Source organism: Streptomyces sp. SM18, from assembly GCF_002910775.2.
GTDB lineage: Bacteria > Actinomycetota > Actinomycetes > Streptomycetales > Streptomycetaceae > Streptomyces > Streptomyces halstedii.
In genome coordinates this window covers 4,346,511-4,368,981 of record NZ_CP029342.1, presented here as the reverse complement: position 1 = coordinate 4,368,981, position 22,471 = coordinate 4,346,511, and the positions used below count along the sequence as shown (strand labels likewise).

Annotated in this window: 16 protein-coding genes; 6 read left to right on the top strand and 10 right to left on the bottom strand. The window is 68.8% G+C overall.

What is annotated here, in order from left to right; all coding sequences use genetic code 11:
* Window positions 1-9: 9 nt before the first annotated feature.
* From rpsJ to B9S64_RS19850, 4 genes are all read right to left on the bottom strand, one after another.
* Window positions 10-318: a 30S ribosomal protein S10 gene (gene rpsJ / locus B9S64_RS19865; protein WP_003948644.1), complete on the bottom strand. Its 309-nt coding sequence runs from the start codon at window positions 316-318 to the stop codon at window positions 10-12.
* 604 nt (window positions 319-922) lie between these two features.
* Window positions 923-1,129 (bottom strand): DUF397 domain-containing protein, encoded by a 207-nt coding sequence (locus tag B9S64_RS19860; protein WP_103492851.1) that lies wholly within the window; start codon window positions 1,127-1,129, stop codon window positions 923-925.
* A gap of 24 nt (window positions 1,130-1,153) precedes the next feature.
* Window positions 1,154-1,363 carry a DUF397 domain-containing protein gene (locus B9S64_RS19855; RefSeq protein ID WP_103492850.1) on the bottom strand — a complete coding sequence of 70 codons (210 nt, stop codon included), beginning with the start codon at window positions 1,361-1,363 and terminating at the stop codon, window positions 1,154-1,156.
* Entirely contained in the window at window positions 1,360-2,196 is an 837-nt protein-coding gene (locus tag B9S64_RS19850) for a helix-turn-helix transcriptional regulator (protein WP_103492849.1), read from the bottom strand. Before B9S64_RS19850 ends, B9S64_RS19855 begins: the two co-directional genes overlap by 4 nt.
* Before the next feature lie 204 nt (window positions 2,197-2,400).
* Between B9S64_RS19850 and B9S64_RS19845 the strand changes: the two genes are divergently transcribed.
* The 6 genes from B9S64_RS19845 to B9S64_RS19820 all read left to right on the top strand — a co-directional run bounded on the left by B9S64_RS19845 (window position 2,401) and on the right by B9S64_RS19820 (window position 9,850).
* The gene (locus B9S64_RS19845; RefSeq protein WP_103492848.1) at window positions 2,401-2,823 is read left to right on the top strand and encodes an ATP-binding protein; all 423 of its coding nucleotides are present in this window, start codon (window positions 2,401-2,403) and stop codon (window positions 2,821-2,823) included.
* A gap of 280 nt (window positions 2,824-3,103) precedes the next feature.
* Window positions 3,104-4,075 carry a DNA-binding protein gene (locus tag B9S64_RS19840; protein ID WP_103492847.1) on the top strand — a complete coding sequence of 324 codons (972 nt, stop codon included), beginning with the start codon at window positions 3,104-3,106 and terminating at the stop codon, window positions 4,073-4,075.
* Window positions 4,076-4,111: 36 nt separating this feature from the next.
* On the top strand, window positions 4,112-5,020 hold the full coding sequence (locus B9S64_RS19835; RefSeq protein WP_103492846.1) for a hypothetical protein: 909 nt from the start codon (window positions 4,112-4,114) through the stop codon (window positions 5,018-5,020).
* 498 nt (window positions 5,021-5,518) lie between these two features.
* Complete coding sequence (locus B9S64_RS19830) at window positions 5,519-6,463, top strand: nitroreductase/quinone reductase family protein (protein ID WP_103492845.1); 945 nt, start codon at window positions 5,519-5,521, stop codon at window positions 6,461-6,463.
* Window positions 6,464-6,769: 306 nt separating this feature from the next.
* Entirely contained in the window at window positions 6,770-8,917 is a 2,148-nt protein-coding gene (locus tag B9S64_RS19825) for a PIG-L family deacetylase (protein WP_109492076.1), read from the top strand.
* 210 nt (window positions 8,918-9,127) lie between these two features.
* Window positions 9,128-9,850: a trypsin-like serine protease gene (locus tag B9S64_RS19820; protein WP_103491266.1), complete on the top strand. Its 723-nt coding sequence runs from the start codon at window positions 9,128-9,130 to the stop codon at window positions 9,848-9,850.
* 106 nt (window positions 9,851-9,956) lie between these two features.
* On the opposite strand, the gene tuf is transcribed toward B9S64_RS19820, so the two are convergent.
* The 6 genes from tuf to rpoB form a co-directional block, all read right to left on the bottom strand.
* Window positions 9,957-11,150 (bottom strand): elongation factor Tu, encoded by a 1,194-nt coding sequence (gene tuf / locus B9S64_RS19815; protein ID WP_103491265.1) that lies wholly within the window; start codon window positions 11,148-11,150, stop codon window positions 9,957-9,959.
* Window positions 11,151-11,307: 157 nt separating this feature from the next.
* Window positions 11,308-13,437 (bottom strand): elongation factor G, encoded by a 2,130-nt coding sequence (fusA, locus tag B9S64_RS19810; RefSeq protein WP_103491264.1) that lies wholly within the window; start codon window positions 13,435-13,437, stop codon window positions 11,308-11,310.
* Window positions 13,438-13,475: 38 nt separating this feature from the next.
* On the bottom strand, window positions 13,476-13,946 hold the full coding sequence (gene rpsG, locus B9S64_RS19805) for a 30S ribosomal protein S7 (RefSeq protein WP_014047773.1): 471 nt from the start codon (window positions 13,944-13,946) through the stop codon (window positions 13,476-13,478).
* A 2-nt stretch (window positions 13,947-13,948) separates the two neighbouring features.
* On the bottom strand, window positions 13,949-14,320 hold the full coding sequence (gene rpsL, locus B9S64_RS19800) for a 30S ribosomal protein S12 (RefSeq protein ID WP_003948652.1): 372 nt from the start codon (window positions 14,318-14,320) through the stop codon (window positions 13,949-13,951).
* Window positions 14,321-14,819: 499 nt separating this feature from the next.
* A complete protein-coding gene (locus tag B9S64_RS19795) occupies window positions 14,820-18,719 on the bottom strand; it encodes a DNA-directed RNA polymerase subunit beta' (protein ID WP_103491263.1) in 3,900 nt (1,299 codons plus the stop codon).
* 129 nt (window positions 18,720-18,848) lie between these two features.
* Window positions 18,849-22,334: a DNA-directed RNA polymerase subunit beta gene (gene rpoB, locus B9S64_RS19790; protein WP_103491262.1), complete on the bottom strand. Its 3,486-nt coding sequence runs from the start codon at window positions 22,332-22,334 to the stop codon at window positions 18,849-18,851.
* Window positions 22,335-22,471 lie beyond the last annotated feature (137 nt).

Below are 22,471 nucleotides of genomic sequence, written 5' to 3'. Positions count from 1 at the left end.
CGCGTCACCTCAGAGCTTGATCTCGATGTCGACGCCCGCCGGCAGGTCGAGACGCATCAGCGAGTCAACCGTCTTCGGCGTGGGGTCGAGGATGTCGATGAGGCGCTTGTGCGTCCGCATCTCGAAGTGCTCGCGCGAGTCCTTGTACTTGTGCGGCGACTTGATGACGCAGTACACGTTCTTCTCAGTGGGCAGCGGCACCGGGCCCGCGACCGACGCACCAGTGCGGGTCACCGTCTCGACGATCTTCTTCGCCGAGGAGTCGATGACCTCGTGGTCGTAGGCCTTGAGCCGGATGCGGATCTTCTGTCCCGCCATGGCTACTAGTAGTCCTGTCTCTCAATAACGCTCTGGAACCCGGCGGTTCGATAACTCCGCCTCCGACCCACGCGGTCGGGCGTGTCGCATCCCCTCTACGAAGATCTCCCGAAGGATTTCCCAACCAAGGGGGTGCGGGCCGAAACCGCGCTGCCGGGGGCGAAACCCCACCGGGTGCCTGGTCAGCGCCCCACTGACGCTTCCCGGAAGATTCCCGTACGTCCGGCCCGAAGGGGCCGACGAGTACTGTGGGACTCGCTTCCGGTCCTCCCGGCGGGAGGCGCGCAGCATTGACACTCAACCGAGCAACCTGGCTAGTGTGACACACGGCCTGCGGCGCTGGCCAATCGGGTCGGGAATCCTACCCCCTACGAGGGACCGGTCAAACGCAGGCGGCCGTGCGGAGGGTCGTATGCCCGCCGTTCAGGTGCCGGCCGCCTGCTCGTGGGGGTGCCGGCCCCTTTTGGCATATGCCACCGCATCCGGGCCCACCGACGGCGAGGGCGTCCCGGTGGACGTATATGGGGTGCGGACACCCCCGGGGCTGAGCCCTTCGCCCGCGTCCCACCTCGCGGTGCTCAAGACGGAACGCGACCGGGGAGCGTCAGCGCCGCGCCGCGTACGCGACGAACTCGGCCCACGCCGGACCGGCCACGGCGAAACGCGGGCCTGCGGCGTTCTTGGAGTCGCGGACGTGCACCGCCGCTACCGTCGCCGCGACCTCGACGCAGTCGGGACCGTCGTTGCTGCTGTAGCTGCTCTTGCGCCACAGCAACGCGGAGTCGTTCCCGGCGTCGGACTTGAGGATCATGTCTCCCCTCGCACTTCGGGAACGTCAGCCCTGCGAGGCGTACGCGACGAACCTGGTCCACGCCGGACCGGCCACGGCGAAGCGCGGGCCCTCGGCGTTCTTGGAGTCCCGGACGTGCACCGCGCCGGAAGCGGTCGCGACCTCGACGCAGTCGCTGGGATTGCTGCTGTCGCTGTAGCTGCTCTTGAACCAATCCAGTTCAAGAGCGCCCCCGGCAGAGGTCTCGCGGATCATGTCTCTCCCAGCAGTTGCTTGATGAAGGCCACCGACTCCCGCGGAGTGAGAGCCTCGGTCCGGATAACGCCGTACCGCAGTTCAAGGATACGGAGATTCCGAGGGTCGGAGATAGGGCGTCCGCCGTTCGCGTCGTCCGTACGCCCCACCGCTGAACCGTCGTTGAACTTCAACACCTGGATCTTCCCACCGCTTCCAGGGTGGTCCCACCTCTCCGTGGGCATCACCTGAATCGCGACGTTCCGCCTCTCCTGCATCTTCAGCAGGTGCTCCAGCTGACCCCGTCGTACGTCCACCCCGCCGATCGGTCGGGTCAGAGTCACCTCCTCCTGCACGAAGCTCAGTTCGGGGGCGGGCGAGCGCTCGAAGATGGACTGCCTGGCTACTCGACCGGCGACGGCTCGCTCCAACTCATCGTCAGACAGCGCCGGCCGCCTGGTGCGGAGCAGCGCCCTCGCATGCTCCTCCGTCTGCAACAGGCCGTGCAGGTTGTGGCTGCCGTACGAGAGCAACTCCACCGCCCGCGCCTCCAGCTTGGCCAGGTCCCGCACCTTCTTCGGGTACCGGACCTCCGCCACGTCCGGTTTCATCGCGGCGACCAGCCCGTCCGCCCGCAGCACCTCGTCCGCCTTGTCCAGATACTCCGGGCGCGGAATCCGCTTTCCGGCCTCGACCTTGTAGACCAGGTCCTCGCCGTACCCGATCGCCGAGCCGAACTCCCCGGCCCGCAGGCCCGCCGCCTCACGGCGCATGCGCAACTGGCGGCCCACCGCCGCCACCACGGCCGCGCCGGACTCGTCCTCCGGATCAACCTCCCAGCCCGGCTCGTCCATGTCCCCATGGACCGTGACACCTACGGCTCCACTCGTTTCCACCGACACCGCACTCCACCTTCCGACGCGTTCCGTACGTGAACCGCCCCCTACCCGTACGGCGCTTACGGACAGGCCCGACAGCACCGGACAAGCCCCGGACAGTGACCGTACGCATGCACTGAGTCACTGTTCACCGTAGGTGCGGCTCGCCACGCTGGGGACGTGACTTACGAAACCGTCTCCCGGGCATCCGCCACCCACCGCCGCTTCACCGTGCTGCTCTCCCCCACCCGGCGCGGAGCACGCCTCGCCCGGCTGCTGACCACAGCGCACCTGGCCGACTGGGGCCTCTCGCCGGACCCCGCAGCGCACGTGGTCGCGGAGCTGGCCAACAACGCCGCCACCCACGGGCGCGTCTCAGGGCGGGACTTCCAGCTGAACGTGACGGTCCGCGACGACAAACGCCTGCGGATCGAAGTCACCGACACCAGGAGTGAGCAGCTACCCACCCCCGAAGCCCCCGCCGACGACGCGGAGACCGGACGCGGGCTCCTGATCGTCGACGCCCTGGCCGACCGCTGGGGCGTGGACCACGGGCCCGTGCCCCGCAAGACCGTCTGGGCCGAGATCGACCTCCTGCCGTGACCGCCGCCACCGGGTCGCGGAAACCCACGACCCGGTGGACCGAGACCCGGTGGCCCGCGACGCATAAAGCTTTTGAGGACGTGGGGAAATGACCCTCCCCCACCCGACCCACCTATTTCCGCTCTCGTCACTCACTCGGGTGACATAGGGCAACTGGGCTGGATTCGGTACGGGTTGCCGTGCATATGCTCGCCCCGACCACCACCGACATGAGACGGCCCCCGCCGGGACTGGCATCCCGAACGAGGGCCTGACCACCGAGGAAGTAAAGGGCTTCCCGATGGGTACCCAGCAGGTTAGCGCGCCCCCGTGCGCCCCACCCCGCCCGGCCGGGCATTCCACACCCGCATCCGGCGTCATCCACGTCAACGTCCGCCACGCGGCGGGCTTCACCGTCATCGGCAACCACCTCTCCCAGCACCGAGGTCTCTCCCTCGTCGCCATCGGCCTGGCCGTACACATCCAGTCGCTCCCCGCCGGAGCCAGGATCGGCATCAAACGGCTCGCCGAGCGATTCCCCGAGAGCGAGACCCGGATCGCCTCCGCCCTGCGGGAGTTGGAAGCCGCCGGTTACCTCCACCGCAGCCGCTTACGCCTCCCTGACGGCCGTGTCGTCACCCGGACCGTCTCGTACAACCGGCCAGGAGCCGAGGCTCCCGCGGCGATCCCCCAGCCATGGACCGGGCAGCCTCCGGCACCGGTCCCCGCCACATCCCCGCCCGCACCCCCGCTACCTGCCCCGGCCGTACCGGTGCCCGCAGCGGTGTCCGTACCGCAATCGGAGCCACCGACCGCGGCCGTCCGCGTGCCGGTCCCCACCGCCCGCACCGTGCCGCCCCCACCGCTCCCCCAGGCCCGCTCGGCCACCCCCGAGCTGCACCGGGCCGCAGCCGCCCTGCTCGCCGATCTGCGCCGCCGCACACCGCAGTTGGTCCTCTCCGAACAGGACGTCCAGGTCCTCGCCCCCGGCGTCGCCGCCTGGCTCGAACGGGACGCGCACCCCGACACCGTCCGCCATGCCCTCACCGCCGACCTGCCGGTCCCGCTGAGACACCCGGCGAAACTCCTGCGGCACCGCATCACGACGCTTCTGCCACCACCGCTGCCCGGTACCCGAGAACTCGCCCCACCCACACGCCCCCGCGCGATCGTCATCCCGCTCCAGAACTGCGACCTCTGCGACCGCGCCTTCCGCTCCCGCCGGCCCGGCCACTGCCGCGACTGCCGGGCCGATGACCACACCGCCGCCTGACCGGACGGCACGACCCACTACTCAGAACGGACCCGCATGGCCAACGCGCCTCACGAGGCGATGCACCGCATCTTCCAGGAATACCCGGGGCTCTTCTCCCGCCTGTCCGAAGTGCTCGGCGTCGCTTTTCCCGAACCCACCACCACCGAGATCCTCACCAACGACCTCACGGAGAACCAGCCTCTCGAACGCCGGGTCGACACCCTTCTGCGCATCGAGACAGAGCGTGACGGGCCCTTCCTCCTGGCCGTCGAGGCCCAGGGCAGGAAGGACCCCGACAAGCACGCGAGCTGGGCGTACTACTTCTCCTACCTCCTGGCGAAGTACCGGCTGCCCACCACGCTGCTGGTCGTCTGCCAGGACCGCGCCACCGCCGAGTGGGCGGCCCGCCCGGTGCCGCTCGGCGCACCCCAATGGCCGGTGCTCACCCTGCACCCGCTCGTCGCGGGGCCGCACAACATTCCGCTCGTCACCGATGTGGCCGAAGCACGGAAAGACCTCGCACTCGCCACCCTCTCCGCCATCACACACGCCGACAATCCGGACGTCGGTGCCATACTGAAAGCACTGTCCACCGCACTGCGGGACGCGCCGGAGACAATCGCCAACCCCATCGTCGAACTCACCGCACAAGGCCTGGGTAACCGCCCGGCCGCACAACAGTGGAGGAACCTGGTGGCCGTGGACCTTTCTTTCTACACCTCACCCCTCTCGGAAGAGATCCGGGACGAAGGCCGGGACGAAGGCCGAGCCCTGGGCGAGGCCCGGGGCCAGGCCCGGGGCCAGGCCAAGAGCCTGCTGATGATGCTCGATCTGCGCGGTGTGGTCATCCCCGACGAGGCCCGCGAGAAGATCAACGGCTGCGTCGACACGGAGCTCCTGGACCGGTGGTTCACCCGCGCCGCCACCGCCACCTCCGCCGAGGAGATCTTCGCCGGGGAGTGATTCCGGCACCCCGCACGCCCGCGCCCCGCCCCCGGCCCGTCCGGGCGGCGGGGCGCGGGCGTTGCCGTACCGGGCCGACCGGCCCGTGGACGCGCCGCTCCGGGCGCGGGGACCTGCCTCATTGACAGGTGACGGCCGGATACGTGTAAATGAACCCGGTGTCACGTGGCACCGGCCACAGAGCAGTGGGCCGGCCGGTGATCGGGCGAACACCCTTCACTCAAGGGGTCCCGTATGAGTATCCACTCCGCGCCCTGTACCTGACGTAGCGCAGCAGCCGCACGTCGTCTCTCTTCGCCCTCCGGCCACCGGCACCGCCGTGTCGCCCGTAGTGTCCGACGACCTCCGCACCGGTCGCGCGTTCCGCCGCCGTTGCGTGGGCCCGTCCGCGACCCCGCGTCCCGAGACCGTGTGGCCCCTCCGCCCCGCAGACCTCATCCCTGGCATGCCCGCGGCCACTGCGGCGCACGCCCATGTCTTCCGGAGACACACAGCCGTATGCCCATGTCTTTCAATGAATCGGTCATCGAGGAGTTCCGCGCCAACGAAGGAAAGGTGGGCGGCCCGTTCCAGGGCGGCGATCTGCTCCTTCTGACGACGACCGGCGCCAGGTCCGGTGCCGAGCACACCACTCCCCTCGGGTACGTCCGCCACGGCGACGCCCTCGTCCTCGTCGGGTCGAACCTGGGCGGCCCGCGCCACCCCGCCTGGTACCACAACCTGCTCGCCCACCCCGTGGTGCGAGTGGAGGTCGATACCCGTACCTTCCAGGCGCTCGCGGTCCCCGCCGAGGGGGCCAGGCGCGACGAGCTGTTCGCGCACGCCGTCCGGATGGCTCCGGGATACGGCGACTACCAGGCCCGGACCAGCCGCACCCTGCCGGTCGTGGTGCTGGAGCGTGCCGAGCCCGACGGCTGGGAGGGTCCCCGGGACATCGCCACCCTCGCGGACAAGCTCATGGAGGTCCACACCTGGCTGCGCGCCCAGCTGCGGCAGGTGAGGGCGGAGGCCGACGCCCACTTCCGCGCGCGAGCGGCCCACCAGGGGCCGGGCGCGCCCCCGGCTCCCGGTCTCGGCCTCCAGATCAGGCAGCGCTGCCTGGCGTTCTGCCAGGCCCTGGAGTTCCACCACACCAGCGAGGACGCCCATCTGTTCCCCGGGATCGCCCGCCACCACCCGCACCTGGCCGAGGTCTTCGACCGGCTCCGCGACGAACACCGCACCGTCGCACGGCTCCAGGGCGAGCTGGTGGCGCTCCTGGGCGACATCGCCGCCGCCGACCCCCAGCGCTTACGTACCGAGCTGACGGAGATGTCGAGGGAACTCAACGCGCATCTCGACTACGAGGAGGAGTCGATCCTGCCCCTCCTGGCCGGGATCCCCTGGCCACCGGCGCCGCCCGTGCCCCCGGCCGAGGGCGGGAGGGACGGCACCACGGCCTGACCGGTCGGCCGGGCCCCTCCGCGAGCGTTCACCTGCGAAGGGGCCCCGGCCGCGACGGCCGCCAGGCCGGACGTCGAAACCGACGCCGGGCCGGCCGTCGGCCCGGACCGGCGACCGCGTCCCCGTCCCGCTCCCTTCCGTGCGCGACTCACCCCGTGGACCAGGCAACCCGCCGTTCCCGATCTCCGTCTGTCCACGCGGGACGGCCCGGTCGGCCGGCCCCCGTCGAGCGACGGACACGCAGCACGGCACGCGGCACCAGGCGGTTCGCCACCCGCTGCGCGGGAAGCGGATGGAGCACACGGCATGACGGATCGGCCCCGCGCACACCTGGAACCCGCACACCTGCAACCCACACACCTGCAACCCCCGCAGCCCGAGCCCCCGCGCCACGAACCGCCCCACGCCGGACCACCGCGTCCGGGGACGCCGCGCCGCGCGGTCGTCGCCGCGCTGGCCGCCACCGCCGGCGCGGCGGCCCTCGGCGCCTGCTCCGTACCGCCGCCCCGGCGCGGTGACCCGCCCGCCGACCCGACGCCCGGCCTGGCCATCGGCACCGTCCGCCGGGCCTGCCTGATGCAGATCCTCGCCCACCCGGACGACGACCTGTACTTCATGAACCCGGACACCCAGCAGGCCGTGGACGCCGGCACCCCGCTGGTCTGCGTCTATCTCACCGCAGGTGAGGCGGACGGCCTCAACAAGGTGCCCGGCGCCCCGCACCCGGCCCCCGACAAGGCCGGCTACTCCTCCGCCCGCCACCAGGGGCTCCGGCAGGCGTACGCGACCCTGCTCGGGCTGGAGAAGTTCACGCCCTGGGACGTGTCCGTCGCCGAGCTGGCCGGGAACCACCTCGCCGAGGTGAACACCCTCACCGACGGGCTGCGCCGGGTCGAGCTGGTCTTCCTGAACACGGCCATGCACACCACCCGCCACCGGCTCGGCCTGCCCAGCCTCTGGCAGGACCGGCACCTCTCGCTGCGCACCGTCGTCGCCGAGGGTTCGCCGCTGCGCCGGCCCGGTGCGTACACGTACGACGGGCTCCTGGACGTCCTCGTCGGGTTGCTGGACAACCACCGCCCCACCCTCGTGCACACCCTGGACCCCGACCCGGACATCCAGCACAGCACCGAGGCCGCCCGCCGCGCGGACAGCGAGCAGCGCGGCTACTCCGACCACGCCGACCACACCGCCGCGGCCTGCTTCGCCTGGGCGGCGCTGATCCGCTGGGTCGCCCGGACGACCGCGGGCGGCGGTGAGGTACCGGCGTTCGTGGTGACCGCCTACCGGGGGTACTACAACCGGCACTGGCCGAAGAACCTGCCCCCCGGAGTCGTGGCCGGGAAGGCCGCGCACCTCGTCCCGTACGGCGGCTCGCCCGACTGGGACTGCGGGAACCCGTCGGGATGCGGTGACTACAACGTGGGCGGGAAGCGCCCCCTGACCAACCGGAAGGGCTGGGTCCGCTCCACCGTCCACCGCTACCCCGGGCCCCGGGCCGCCGTCGCCGCCGAGGCGGACGGACGGCTCGCCGCGTACGCGGTGCTGGGGCTGCGGCTGGTGCGGTGGCGGGAGACCGGGGCGGGCAGCGGCGTCTGGGGCCCACCGCGCGACCTCGGCGGCGGCCCGCTCGCCCCGGCCCTGGCCACGGCCACCGCCAAGGACGGGCGGCTGCTGCTCTTCGCCCTGCGCTTCGCCGCGCTCGGCGGGCACGGCGCGAACAACGCCCGCGAGGTCGTGGTGCTGGAACAGAGCACCCCGGACGGGGACTTCCTCGCCTGGCGCGGCCTCGGCAACCCCGGCCCCGGCCGCGACGAGGGCCGGCGCGTCGGCGTCCCGGTGGCGGTCACCGCACCGGACGGCCGGGTCCATCTCTTCGCGCGTACCGCGGAGAAGGGGCTCAGCACCCGGGTGCGGGAGAGCGACGGCCGGTGGAGCGGCTGGCGTGACATGGGCGGCGGCGAGGCGCAGGACGGTTTCCGCACCGCGGTGGACGGCGAGGGCCGCGTCCATGTGTACGGAGCGGGCCACCACGCCGTGCACCACTGGACCCAGGACGCCCCCGGCGAGCCGCTGACCGCCCGTACCCAGATCGACGCGGGCCCGGTGCCCGGCACGTCCCCGGCCGCCCTGCCCGCCGACGACGGCACCGTGGACCTCTACTACCGGGGCGCGGCCGACGCCTCGGTCACCGTGGTGCACGCGGGAGGCGCGACGGACCTGCGGGGCTTCGACGGCTACGGACCGGTCACCGCCGCCGCCTCCCCACGGGGCCCCGTCCTGCTCGGCCGCACCGCGAAGGGCCTGGTCCAACTCCGTACGGGCGCGGACCGTTCCGTACGGGACCAGGGCCCCGTGGCAACGGCCGGAACCGCCCTCCACATCGGCGGGGACGGCCGGGCGGTGGTGGTGGGCCTGGGCCCGGACGCGCGGCCATGGCTCTGGCGGCCGTAACGGGCGGCGTACCTCCGGTCGGAGTCACGGGCGGCTTCACCGTCACGTCCCGTCTCCCCGCAGGCCGACCGCCGTCCACCCCGGCCTCGTACGGGTATAACGCCGCGTCATGGCCAGACGTTAGGTTCCCGCCGCCGCCGTTCTCCGGGAATCTGGGGGCCGTCCACCCCCACAGACACGCCCCCCGCGTGTCCCGCGAAACGAGGAAGCATGCGAATAACCAGGCTGGCCCCCGCTGTCGCCGCCGCAGCGGTCACCGTCCTCGCCCTGCTCTCCCCCACCGCCTCGGCCGCCGAGTCCGCTCCCGCCCCCGCGACCCAGGCCGTCCAGCCCATCATCGGCGGCGGCTACGCCCAGAACGCACCCTGGGCCGCCCGCCTCCTCTCCAACGGCAGAGAGACCTGTTCGTCCACGCTCATCGCCCCGACGTGGATCCTCACCGCCAAGCACTGCGTGGCCTCCGGCGGGCTCTCGTTCCGCATCGGCAGCCTCGACCAGCACAGCGGCGGCACCGTGGCCAACGGCGTCCAGACCTACACCCACGGCGCGGACCTCGCGCTGGTCCGCCTGGACCGCTCCGTACAGGGGACGTACGCCCGGCTCGGCCAGCCCGGAACCGTACGCGTCGGACAGAACGTGCAGGTCTACGGCTGGGGCGCCACCTCCCAGTGCGGCTCCGAGGCCAACTGCCAGTCCCGCTACCTCAAGGTCGCCAACGTGACGGTGACCAGCGGCTGCACCGACGCCTACGGCGGTTCCGCGATCTGCGCCCGGCGTGGCGACGGCATCACCGCGGGCGGCGACTCGGGCGGCCCGATGATGGCCGACGGCGTCCAGGTCGGCGTCGCCTCCACCAGCGACCGCCAGACCACCACCGCGTACACCAACGTCACCGCGTACCGCTCCTGGATCCAGCAGGTCGCCGGGGTCTGACCCGGGACAGCGGCCGGCACGCCGAAGGGCCCCGCACCTCTCGCGAGGTGCGGGGCCCTTCTTGGTGCTCTGTGCGGAGCTACCAGGTCAGACGGTCAAGCGTGAACTACTTGACGATCTTGGTGACCTGGCCGGCGCCCACGGTCCGGCCACCCTCACGGATGGCGAACTTCAGGCCCTCCTCCATGGCGACCGGCTGGATCAGCGCGACCGACATGACGGTGTTGTCGCCCGGCATGACCATCTCGGTGCCCTCGGGAAGGGTCACCACGCCGGTCACGTCCGTGGTACGGAAGTAGAACTGCGGGCGGTAGTTGTTGAAGAAGGGGGTGTGACGGCCACCCTCGTCCTTCGACAGGATGTAGGCCTGGGCCTCGAACTCGGTGTGCGGCGTGACCGAACCGGGCTTGATGATGACCTGGCCGCGCTCGACGTCCTCGCGCTTGATGCCACGGAGGAGCAGACCGACGTTCTCACCGGCCTGGCCCTCGTCGAGCAGCTTGCGGAACATCTCGATGCCGGTGACCGTGGTGGTGGTCTTCTCCTGCTTGATGCCCACGATGTCGACGGTCTCGTTGACCTTCAGGACACCACGCTCGATACGGCCGGTGACGACCGTACCGCGACCGGTGATCGTGAAGACGTCCTCGATCGGCATGAGGAACGGCTTGTCGACGTCACGCTCGGGCTGCGGGATGGCCTCGTCCACGGCGGACATCAGGTTCAGGACCGACTGGCCCCACTCCTTGTCGCCCTCCAGCGCCTTGAGCGCCGAGACCTTGACGACGGGTACGTCGTCGCCCGGGAACTCGTACTCGGAGAGGAGCTCACGGACCTCGAGCTCGACGAGCTCCAGGATCTCCTCGTCGTCCACCATGTCGGCCTTGTTCAGGGCGACGACGATGTACGGAACGCCGACCTGGCGGGCCAGGAGCACGTGCTCCTTGGTCTGCGGCATCGGGCCGTCGGTGGCCGCGACCACGAGGATGGCGCCGTCCATCTGCGCCGCACCCGTGATCATGTTCTTGATGTAGTCCGCGTGACCCGGGCAGTCGACGTGCGCGTAGTGACGCTGCTCCGTCTGGTACTCGACGTGCGAGATCGAGATGGTGATCCCGCGCTGGCGCTCCTCGGGCGCCTTGTCGATCATGTCGAAGGCCGAGGCCTCGTTCAGGTCCGGGTACGCGTCGTGCAGCACCTTGGTAATGGCGGCCGTGAGGGTCGTCTTACCGTGGTCGATGTGACCGATGGTGCCGATGTTGACGTGCGGCTTAGTCCGCTCGAACTTCGCCTTCGCCACTGGGTCCTCCTGGAGTGGTTCTGTACGCCTTGCTTCATCGGCGCCAGGTGATCTTTGCTGGAATGCCGGTGCCGGGGGCATCCGGCGCGTGAGCGAACTCCGCGTCGAATGCCCTGCCGGGCTCCGGTGACAAGCCTAAAGCGTGTACTCGGGTGAGTTACTCGCCCTTGGCCTTCGCGATGATCTCCTCGGCGACGTTCCGCGGAACCTCGGCGTAGGAGTCGAACTGCATCGAGTAGCTTGCGCGACCCGAGGTCTTGCTGCGGAGGTCTCCGACGTAGCCGAACATCTCCGAGAGGGGCACGAGGCCCTTCACGACGCGAGCGCCGCTGCGCTCCTCCATGGCCTGGATCTGGCCACGGCGGGAGTTGAGGTCGCCGATCACATCACCCATGTAGTCCTCGGGCGTGGTGACCTCGACGGACATCATCGGCTCCATGAGCACGGGGGACGCCTTGCGGGCACCCTCCTTGAACGCCTGCGAACCGGCGATCTTGAAGGCGAGCTCCGAGGAGTCGACCTCGTGGAAACCACCGTCGAGAAGGATGACGCGGACGCCGACCATCTCGTAACCGGCCAGGATGCCGAACTGCATGGCTTCCTGGGCACCCGCGTCCACCGAGGGGATGTACTCCCGGGGGATGCGGCCACCGGTGACCTTGTTGACGAACTCGTAGGACGCGTCGCCACCCTCGATGGGCTCGAGGGCGATCTGCACCTTCGCGAACTGACCGGTACCACCGGTCTGCTTCTTGTGCGTGTAGTCGATGCGCTCGACGGCCTTGCGGATCGTCTCGCGGTACGCGACCTGGGGCTTGCCGACGTTCGCCTCGACGCGGAACTCGCGCTTCATGCGGTCGACGAGCACCTCGAGGTGAAGCTCGCCCATACCACCGATGATGGTCTGGCCGGTCTCCTCGTCGGAGTGCACCTGGAAGGACGGGTCCTCCTCGGAGAGGCGCTGGATGGCGACACCCAGCTTCTCCTGGTCACCCTTGGACTTGGGCTCGATGGCGACCTCGATCACCGGCGCCGGGAAGTCCATGGACTCCAGGATCACCGGGTTCTTGTCGTCCGACAGCGTCTCACCGGTGGTGGTCTGCTTCAGGCCCATGACGGCGACGATGTCACCGGCGCCCACCGACGCGATCTCCTCACGCTTGTTCGCGTGCATGCGGTAGATCTTGCCGATGCGCTCCTTCTTGCCCTTGACCGAGTTCAGCACCGCGGTGCCGGCCTCGAGGCGACCGGAGTAGATCCGGACGAAGGTGAGCTTGCCCAGGTGCGGGTCGCTCGCGATCTTGAACGCCAGGCCGGAGAACGGCTCGTCGTCCGAAGGCTTGCGCGTGATAACCAGCTCGGGGTCCTTGACGTCGTGGCCCTCGATGGCCTCGACGTCCAGGGGGGACGGCAGGTAGCGGACGACCGCGTCGAGCAGGGGCTGGACGCCCTTGTTCTTGAACGCGGTGCCACAGAACACCGGGGTGACGGTGACCGAGTCGGCGCCGCCCTTCGACGCCAGGGTGATCCGGCGGATCGCCTCGTGCAGCTGCTCCTGGGTGGGCTCGACGCCCTCCAGGTACAGCTCCATCATCTGGTCGTCGTTCTCGGAGACGGACTCGAGCAGCTTGCCGCGCCACTCCTGAGCCGCCTCGACGAGGTCCTCGGGGATCTCGACGGTGTCGTACATCTCGCCCTTGGGCGCGTCGTCCGACCAGACGAAGGCCTTCATCGACACGAGGTCGACGACGCCCTTGAAGTCGGCCTCGGCACCGATGGGCAGCTGCATGACCAGCGGAACCGCACCCAGGCGGTCGACGATCATCTCGACGCAGCGCAGGAAGTCGGCACCGGTACGGTCGAGCTTGTTGACGAAGCAGATACGCGGCACGCCGTAGCGGTCCGCCTGTCGCCAGACGGTCTCGGACTGCGGCTCGACGCCGGCCACACCGTCGAACACGGTGACGGCGCCGTCCAGGACGCGGAGCGAACGCTCCACCTCGACGGTGAAGTCCACGTGGCCGGGGGTGTCGATGATGTTGATGGTGTGGTCAACATCGTTCAGGGGCCAGTGGCAGGTCGTCGCGGCGGACGTGATCGTGATGCCGCGCTCCTGCTCCTGCTCCATCCAGTCCATCGTGGCGGAACCCTCGTGGGTCTCACCGATCTTGTAGCTCACACCGGTGTAAAAGAGGATCCGCTCGGTGGTGGTCGTCTTCCCCGCGTCGATGTGGGCCATGATCCCGATGTTGCGGACCTTGGCCAGGTCAAGCGAAGTGGTGGCCATAAGGCTCAGTCTTCTCTCGGTTTCGATGGGGTGAGCGACTACCAGCGGTAGTGCGCGAAGGCCTTGTTGGACTCGGCCATCTTGTGGGTGTCCTCACGCTTCTTGACCGCAGCGCCAAGACCGTTGGAGGCGTCCAGCAGCTCGTTCATGAGGCGCTCGGTCATGGTCTTCTCGCGGCGGGCGCGGGAGTAACCGACGACCCAGCGCAGCGCGAGGGTGGCGGCGCGACCGGGCTTGACCTCGATCGGCACCTGGTAGGTGGCGCCACCGACACGGCGGGACTTGACCTCGAGCGAGGGCTTGACGTTCTCAAGCGCGCGCTTCAGCGTGATGACCGGGTCTGCGCCGGTCTTCTCGCGGAGGCCTTCCATGGCGCCGTACACGATCCGCTCGGCGGTGGAACGCTTGCCGTTGAGCAGGATCTTGTTGATCAGCGAGGTGACAAGAGGAGAACCGTAGACCGGGTCGATGATGACCGGGCGCTTCGGGGCGGGGCCCTTACGAGGCATTCTTACTTCTCCTTCTTGGCGCCGTAGCGGCTGCGGGCCTGCTTGCGGTTCTTGACACCCTGGGTGTCGAGCGAGCCGCGGATGATCTTGTAACGAACACCCGGCAGGTCCTTCACACGGCCACCACGCACGAGCACGATGGAGTGCTCCTGCAGGTTGTGTCCCTCACCCGGGATGTAGGCCGTGACCTCGATGCCGGAGGTCAGGCGCACACGCGCGACCTTACGGAGCGCCGAGTTCGGCTTCTTCGGGGTGGTCGTGAACACACGCGTGCAGACACCACGACGCTGGGGCGAACCCTCGAGCGCGGGCGTCTTGTTCTTCTCGACCTTGTCCTGCCGGCCCTTCCGGACCAGCTGCTGGATCGTAGGCACTACTTCTCCGGTTTCTGTGTGCCGTTCGTGAAACTAACCTGGAACACTCTCCGACCCACGCGGTCGGGTGTGTCGAATACTGCAAGCTCCCGCCAAGAGGCGGAACGAGCGCAGATTGCAGTGGCCGCATATGACTCGCCGTGCGGTTGAGGACACGCACACGAGCCCAAGGCACACCCCAGGCACAAGGCTTGAGCGTACCTACCTCACGGAGCTGGGTCAAAACAAATGCCGCGCGGCCGACCGGAGCACCCGGCCACCACTCCTGAGGGTGACGGCGTACGGCCCCGAGAGGCCCGGCACGGGCCCCTGGGACGGCCGCCGGCCCCTCTCCGGACCCGACAGGTCCGGACGTACCGGACAGGGCGCCTCGCGCCCCTCTCCGCCCACCGCTCCCCCGCCCTGTGAAGGCCGTCACCGGCCGGCCCCACCGCCGCATGGGCGCACGAAAGGGCGGCCACCCCGTCTCGCAACGGGATGGCCGCCCTCTCACCGACTTCTACTGGTTGTACGGACCGTAGTCGTAGTCCTCCAGCGGAACGGCCTGGCCGGAGCCCGTGCCGAACGGCGAGTAGTCGATGTCGTCGTAGCCGACGGCCGAGTACATCGCGGCCTTGGCCTCCTCGGTCGGCTCGACCCGGATGTTGCGGTAGCGGGACAGACCCGTACCGGCCGGGATGAGCTTACCGATGATGACGTTCTCCTTGAGGCCGATGAGCGAGTCGGACTTGGCGTTGATCGCCGCGTCCGTCAGCACCCGGGTCGTCTCCTGGAAGGAGGCGGCCGACAGCCAGGACTCCGTCGCCAGCGAGGCCTTGGTGATACCCATCAGCTGCGGACGGCCGGAGGCGGGGTGACCGCCCTCGGTGACCACACGACGGTTCTCGGTCTCGAACTTCGACCGCTCGACCAGCTCGCCCGGCAGCAGCTCCGCGTCGCCGGACTCGATGATCGTCACCCGGCGCAGCATCTGCCGGATGATGATCTCGATGTGCTTGTCGTGGATCGACACACCCTGCGAGTTGTAGACCTTCTGGACCTCGCCGACCAGGTGGACCTGGACCGCGCGCTGACCGAGGATCCGCAGCACGTCGTGCGGGTTGGTGGCACCGACGGTGAGCTTCTGGCCCACCTCGACCGCGTCGCCCTCGCCGACCAGGAGACGGGCACGCTTGGAGATCGGGAACGCCGTCTCCTCGCTGCCGTCGTCCGGGGTGACGACGAGCTTCTTGGTCTTCTCGGTCTCCTCGATCCGGACGCGGCCGGCCGCCTCCGAGATCGGGGCGACACCCTTGGGCGTACGGGCCTCGAAGAGCTCGACGACACGCGGCAGACCCTGGGTGATGTCGTCACCGGCCACACCACCGGTGTGGAAGGTACGCATCGTCAGCTGGGTGCCGGGCTCACCGATGGACTGGGCGGCGATGATGCCGACCGCCTCACCGATGTCGACCAGCTTGCCGGTGGCGAGCGAGCGTCCGTAGCAGAAGGCACAGGTGCCGACCGCGGACTCACAGGTCAGGACCGAGCGGGTCTTGACCACCTCGACGCCGGCGCCCACCAGGGCGTCGATCAGGACGTCACCGAGGTCGACGTTGGCAGGCGCGATGACCTTGCCGTCGATGACGACGTCCTCGGCGAGCATGCGGGCGTAGACCGAGGTCTCGACGTCCTCCGTCTTGCGGAGCACACCGTCCGCGCCCTTGTCCGCGATCCGCAGCTTCAGACCGCGGTCGGTGCCGCAGTCCTCCTCGCGGATGATCACGTCCTGCGAGACGTCCACCAGACGACGGGTCAGGTAACCCGAGTCGGCGGTACGCAGGGCGGTGTCCGCCAGACCCTTACGGGCACCGTGCGTGGAGATGAAGTACTCCAGCACCGTGAGGCCCTCACGGAAGGACGCCTTGATCGGACGCGGGATGGTCTCGTTCTTCGCGTTCGACACCAGACCACGCATACCCGCGATCTGACGCATCTGCATCATGTTTCCTCGGGCACCCGAGTCGACCATCATGAAGATGGGGTTCGTCTTCGGGAAGTTCGCGTTCATCGCCTCGGCGACCTCGTTGGTCGCCTTGGTCCAGATCGCGATGAGCTCCTGCGTGCGCTCGTCCTTGGTGATCAGACCGCGCTCGTACTGCTTCTGGACCTTCTCGTCCTGCTCCTCGTAGCCCTTGACGATGGCCTTCTTGGCCTCGGGCACGACGACGTCGGAGATGGCCACGGTCACACCGGAGCGGGTCGCCCAGTGGAAACCGGCCGCCTTCAGGTTGTCGAGCGTCGCCGCCACGATGACCTTGGGGTAGCGCTCGGCCAGGTCGTTGACGATCTCGGAGAGCTGCTTCTTGCCCACCGAGTAGTCGACGAACGGGTAGTCCTCGGGCAGCAGCTCGTTGAAGAGCGCGCGGCCCAGGCTCGTACGCAGCCGGAAGGTGTCACCCGGCTGGTACTCGGGCTCGCCCTCCTCAGCGACCGGCGGCACCCAGCCACGCGGCGGGATGGTGCCCACCGGGAAGCGGATGTCCACCTTCGCCTGGAGCGAGAGCTCGCGGGCGTCGAAGGCCATGATCGCCTCGGCCGTGGACCCGAAGGAACGGTCCGTGCCCTTGACGTCGCGGCCCTCGTCGTCCGTGGTGAGGAAGAAGAGGCCCAGCACCATGTCCTGGGTCGGCATGGTGACGGGACGGCCGTCGGCCGGCTTCAGGATGTTGTTCGAGGACAGCATCAGGATGCGGGCCTCGGCCTGCGCCTCCGCGGAGAGCGGCAGGTGCACGGCCATCTGGTCACCGTCGAAGTCCGCGTTGAACGCGGTGCAGACGAGCGGGTGGATCTGGATGGCCTTGCCCTCGACCAGCTGCGGCTCGAAGGCCTGGATGCCGAGGCGGTGCAGGGTGGGCGCACGGTTCAGCAGCACCGGGTGCTCGGCGATGACCTCTTCGAGGACGTCGTACACGACGGTGCGGCCACGCTCGACCATGCGCTTGGCCGACTTGATGTTCTGCGCGTGGTTCAGGTCCACCAGGCGCTTCATCACGAACGGCTTGAACAGCTCCAGCGCCATCGCCTTCGGCAGACCGCACTGGTGCAGCTTGAGCTGCGGACCGACGACGATCACGGAACGCGCGGAGTAGTCCACACGCTTGCCGAGGAGGTTCTGGCGGAAACGGCCCTGCTTGCCCTTGAGCATGTCGCTCAGGGACTTCAGCGGGCGGTTGCCCGGACCGGTGACCGGGCGGCCGCGGCGGCCGTTGTCGAACAGCGCGTCGACGGCCTCCTGGAGCATCCGCTTCTCGTTGTTCACGATGATCTCGGGGGCGCCGAGGTCGAGAAGACGCTTGAGGCGGTTGTTGCGGTTGATCACACGGCGGTACAGGTCGTTCAGGTCGGAGGTCGCGAAGCGGCCACCGTCCAGCTGCACCATCGGACGCAGGTCCGGCGGGATGACCGGCACGCAGTCGAGCACCATGCCCTTGGGCTTGTTGCTGGTCTGCAGGAACGCGGAGACGACCTTGAGGCGCTTGAGCGCACGGGTCTTCTTCTGGCCCTTGCCGGTGCGGATGATCTCGCGGAGGCGCTCGGCCTCCTCGTCGAGGTCGAAGGACTCCAGGCGCTTCTGGAGCGCCGCGGCGCCCATGCAGCCGTCGAAGTACGTGCCGAAGCGGTCACGCAGCTCGCGGTAGAGCAGCTCGTCGCCCTCCAGGTCCTGGACCTTGAGGTTCTTGAAGCGGCTCCACACCTCGTCGAGGCGGTCGATCTCGCGCTGCGCGCGGTCGCGCAGCTGCTTCATCTCGCGCTCGGCACCTTCGCGCACCTTGCGGCGCACGTCGGCCTTGGCGCCCTCGGCCTCCAGCTCGGCCAGGTCGGTCTCGAGCTTCTTGGCCCGGTTCTCCAGGTCGGAGTCGCGGCGGTTCTCGACCTGCTGGCGCTCGACGGAGACGTGCGCCTCCAGCGACGGGAGATCGCGGGTACGGCGCTCCTCGTCGACGAACGTGATCATGTACGCGGCGAAGTAGATGACCTTCTCAAGGTCCTTCGGCGCGAGGTCCAGCAGGTAGCCCAGGCGCGACGGGACGCCCTTGAAGTACCAGATGTGGGTGACGGGAGCGGCGAGCTCGATGTGGCCCATTCGCTCGCGACGCACCTTGGCGCGTGTCACCTCGACGCCGCAGCGCTCGCAGATGATGCCCTTGAAGCGGACACGCTTGTACTTGCCGCAGTAGCACTCCCAGTCCCGGGTCGGACCGAAGATCTTCTCGCAGAAGAGTCCGTCCTTCTCGGGCTTGAGCGTGCGGTAGTTGATGGTCTCCGGCTTCTTCACTTCGCCGTGGGACCAGGTCCGGATGTCGTCCGCGGTGGCAAGGCCGATCCGCAGCTCGTCGAAGAAGTTGACGTCGAGCACTTGTCGTCAATCCCTCTTTCGGGGGTTCGAGCCCCCTCGCTTCACGCGAGAAATCGGGGCACTTCAGCAATGGTCTGAACGGGTCCGGGGAGGGCCGGCCGGATCACGGGGATCCGGCCGGCCGGCCCGTCAGACCTCTTCGACGCTGCTCGGCTCGCGCCGGGACAGGTCGATACCGAGCTCCTCCGCCGCGCGGAAGACGTCCTCGTCGGTGTCGCGCATCTCGATGGACATGCCGTCCGAGGACAGCACCTCCACGTTGAGGCAGAGCGACTGCATCTCCTTGATGAGCACCTTGAAGGACTCGGGGATGCCCGGCTCCGGGATGTTCTCGCCCTTGACGATCGCCTCGTAGACCTTCACACGGCCGGTGACGTCGTCGGACTTGATCGTCAGGAGCTCCTGGAGGGCGTACGCGGCGCCGTAGGCCTCAAGGGCCCACACCTCCATCTCGCCGAATCGCTGACCACCGAACTGCGCCTTACCACCCAGCGGCTGCTGCGTGATCATGGAGTACGGGCCGGTCGAACGGGCGTGCAGCTTGTCGTCGACCAGGTGGTGCAGCTTGAGGATGTACATGTACCCGACCGAGACCGGGTCCGGGAACGGCTCGCCGGAGCGGCCGTCGAACAGCTGGGCCTTGCCGGACGGCTGGACCAGGCGGTCGCCGTCGCGGTTCGGGATCGTGGCTCCGAAGAGACCGGAGATCTCGTCCTCGCGCGCACCGTCGAAGACGGGCGTGGCGACGTTGGTGCCGGGGGCGACCTGGTCGGCGCCGATGGCCTGCAGGCGCTGGGCCCACTCGTCAGCGAGGCCGGAGACGTCCCAGCCGCGGCTGGCGAGCCAGCCGAGGTGGATCTCCAGGACCTGTCCCGGGTTCATCCGGGACGGGACACCCAGCGGGTTGAGGATGATGTCGACCGGGGTGCCGTCCTCCAGGAACGGCATGTCCTCGATCGGCAGGATCTTCGAGATGACGCCCTTGTTGCCGTGGCGGCCGGCGAGCTTGTCACCGTCGGTGATCTTGCGCTTCTGCGCGACGTAGACGCGGACCAGCTGGTTCACGCCCGGCGGCAGCTCGTCGCCCTCTTCGCGGTCGAAGACGCGGACGCCGATGACCTTGCCGATCTCGCCGTGCGGCACCTTCAGGGAGGTGTCGCGCACCTCGCGCGCCTTCTCACCGAAGATCGCGCGGAGCAGGCGCTCCTCCGGGGTCAGCTCGGTCTCACCCTTGGGCGTGACCTTGCCGACGAGGATGTCACCGGCGACGACCTCGGCACCGATGCGGATGATGCCGCGCTCGTCGAGGTCGGCGAGGACCTCTTCGGAGACGTTCGGGATGTCCCGGGTGATCTCCTCCGGGCCGAGCTTGGTGTCACGGGCGTCGACCTCGTGCTCCTCGATGTGGATCGAGGAGAGGACGTCGTCCTGCACGAGGCGCTGCGACAGGATGATCGCGTCCTCGTAGTTGTGGCCCTCCCACGGCATGAACGCCACGAGAAGGTTCTTGCCGAGCGCCATCTCACCGTTCTCGGTGGCCGGCCCGTCGGCGAGGACCTGGCCCTCGATGACGCGCTCACCCTCGGAGACGACGACCTTCTGGTTGACCGAGGTGCCCTGGTTGGAGCGCGAGAACTTGGCGATGCGGTACGTGGTGTACGTGCCGTCGTCGTTGGTGACGGTGATGTAGTCCGCGGAGACCTCCTGGACCACACCGTCCTTCTCGGCCTTCAGGACGTCACCGGCGTCGGTGGCGCAGCGGTACTCCATGCCGGTGCCCACGAGCGGGGCCTCGGACTTGATGAGCGGCACCGCCTGGCGCATCATGTTCGCGCCCATGAGGGCGCGGTTGGCGTCGTCGTGCTCCAGGAACGGGATCATCGCGGTGGCGACGGACACCATCTGGCGCGGCGAGACGTCCATGTAGTCGACCTCCGTGCCGGGCACGTAGTCGACCTCCCCGCCACGGCGGCGGACCAGGACGCGGGGCTCGGTGAAGCGCAGCTCGTCGGAGAGCGTCGCGTTCGCCTGGGCGATGACGAAGCGGTCTTCCTCGTCGGCCGTGATGTAGTCGACGTCGTCGGTGACCTGGCCGTCGACGACCTTGCGGTACGGCGTCTCGATGAAGCCGAACGCGTTGACGCGGCCGTACGAGGCGAGCGAACCGATCAGACCGATGTTCGGGCCTTCGGGGGTCTCGATCGGGCACATGCGTCCGTAGTGCGACGGGTGCACGTCACGGACCTCGAAGCCGGCCCGCTCACGCGAGAGACCACCCGGGCCGAGCGCCGACAGACGGCGCTTGTGGGTGAGACCCGACAGCGGGTTGTTCTGGTCCATGAACTGCGACAGCTGGCTGGTGCCGAAGAACTCCTTGATGGAGGCGACGACCGGCCGGATGTTGATCAGGGTCTGCGGCGTGATCGCCTCGACGTCCTGGGTGGTCATGCGCTCGCGCACGACCCGCTCCATACGGGCGAGACCCGTACGGACCTGGTTCTGGATGAGCTCGCCGACGTTGCGCAGGCGGCGGTTGCCGAAGTGGTCGATGTCGTCGGTCTCGACGACGATCTCCCGGCCCGACTCACCGATCGTCTCGGTCTCGCCGGCGTGCAGCTTCACCAGGTACTTGATGGTGGCGATGATGTCGTCGCTGGTGAGGACACCGGCGTCGAGGGGCTCGTCGGCGCCGAGCTTCTTGTTCACCTTGTAGCGGCCGACCTTCGCGAGGTCGTAGCGCTTCGGGTTGAAGTAGAGGTTCTCCAGCAGCGTCTGGGCGGCCTCGCGCGTGGGCGGCTCACCCGGGCGCAGCTTGCGGTAGATGTCGAGCAGCGCGTCGTCCTGCCCCTGGGTGTGGTCCTTCTCCAGGGTGGCGCGCATGGACTCGTACTCGCCGAACTCCTCCAGGATCTGCTCGGTGGTCCAGCCGAGGGCCTTCAGGAGGACGGTGACGGACTGCTTGCGCTTGCGGTCGATACGGACACCGACCATGTCGCGCTTGTCGATCTCCATCTCCAGCCAGGCACCCCGGGAAGGGATGATCTTGGCGGAGAAGATGTCCTTGTCGGACGTCTTGTCGATGGAGGAGTCGAAGTACACGCCCGGCGAGCGGACGAGCTGCGACACGACGACACGCTCGGTGCCGTTGATGACGAAGGTGCCCTTGTTGGTCATGAGCGGGAAGTCGCCCATGAAGACCGTCTGGGACTTGATCTCGCCGGTCTCGTTGTTGGTGAACTCGGCGGTGACGAAGAGCGGGGCGGCGAACGTGAAGTCGCGCTCCTTGCACTCGTCGATCGAGTTCTTCGGGGGCTCGAAGCGGTGGTCGCGGAAGGTGAGCGACATCGACCCGGAGAAGTCCTCGATCGGGGAGATCTCCTCGAAGATCTCCTCCAGGCCGGACTTGGTGGGGACGTCTTGTCCGCTGTCCAGAGCAGCCTCGACGCGAGCCTTCCACGCGGCGTTGCCGAGGAGCCAGTCGAAGCTCTCGGTCTGCAGCGCGAGGAGGTTCGGAACCTCGAGGGGCTCCTTGATCTTTGCAAAAGAGATGCGCAGCGGGGCGGTGCTGGCACCGTTGTTCGTATTCGAGGTCGAGGCGTTGCGCGAGGCGGCCAAGAGGGGGTCCTTCCGAGGGCTCGGACTCACTACGCGCGTACCGGCCCCAAGCCCCACACAGCGACAGAAATCCCCAGGTCAGGGAAGATCCGGTCATCGGTGCTAGGCGTGGGCATGCCCCTGGTGACGGGCAGGAG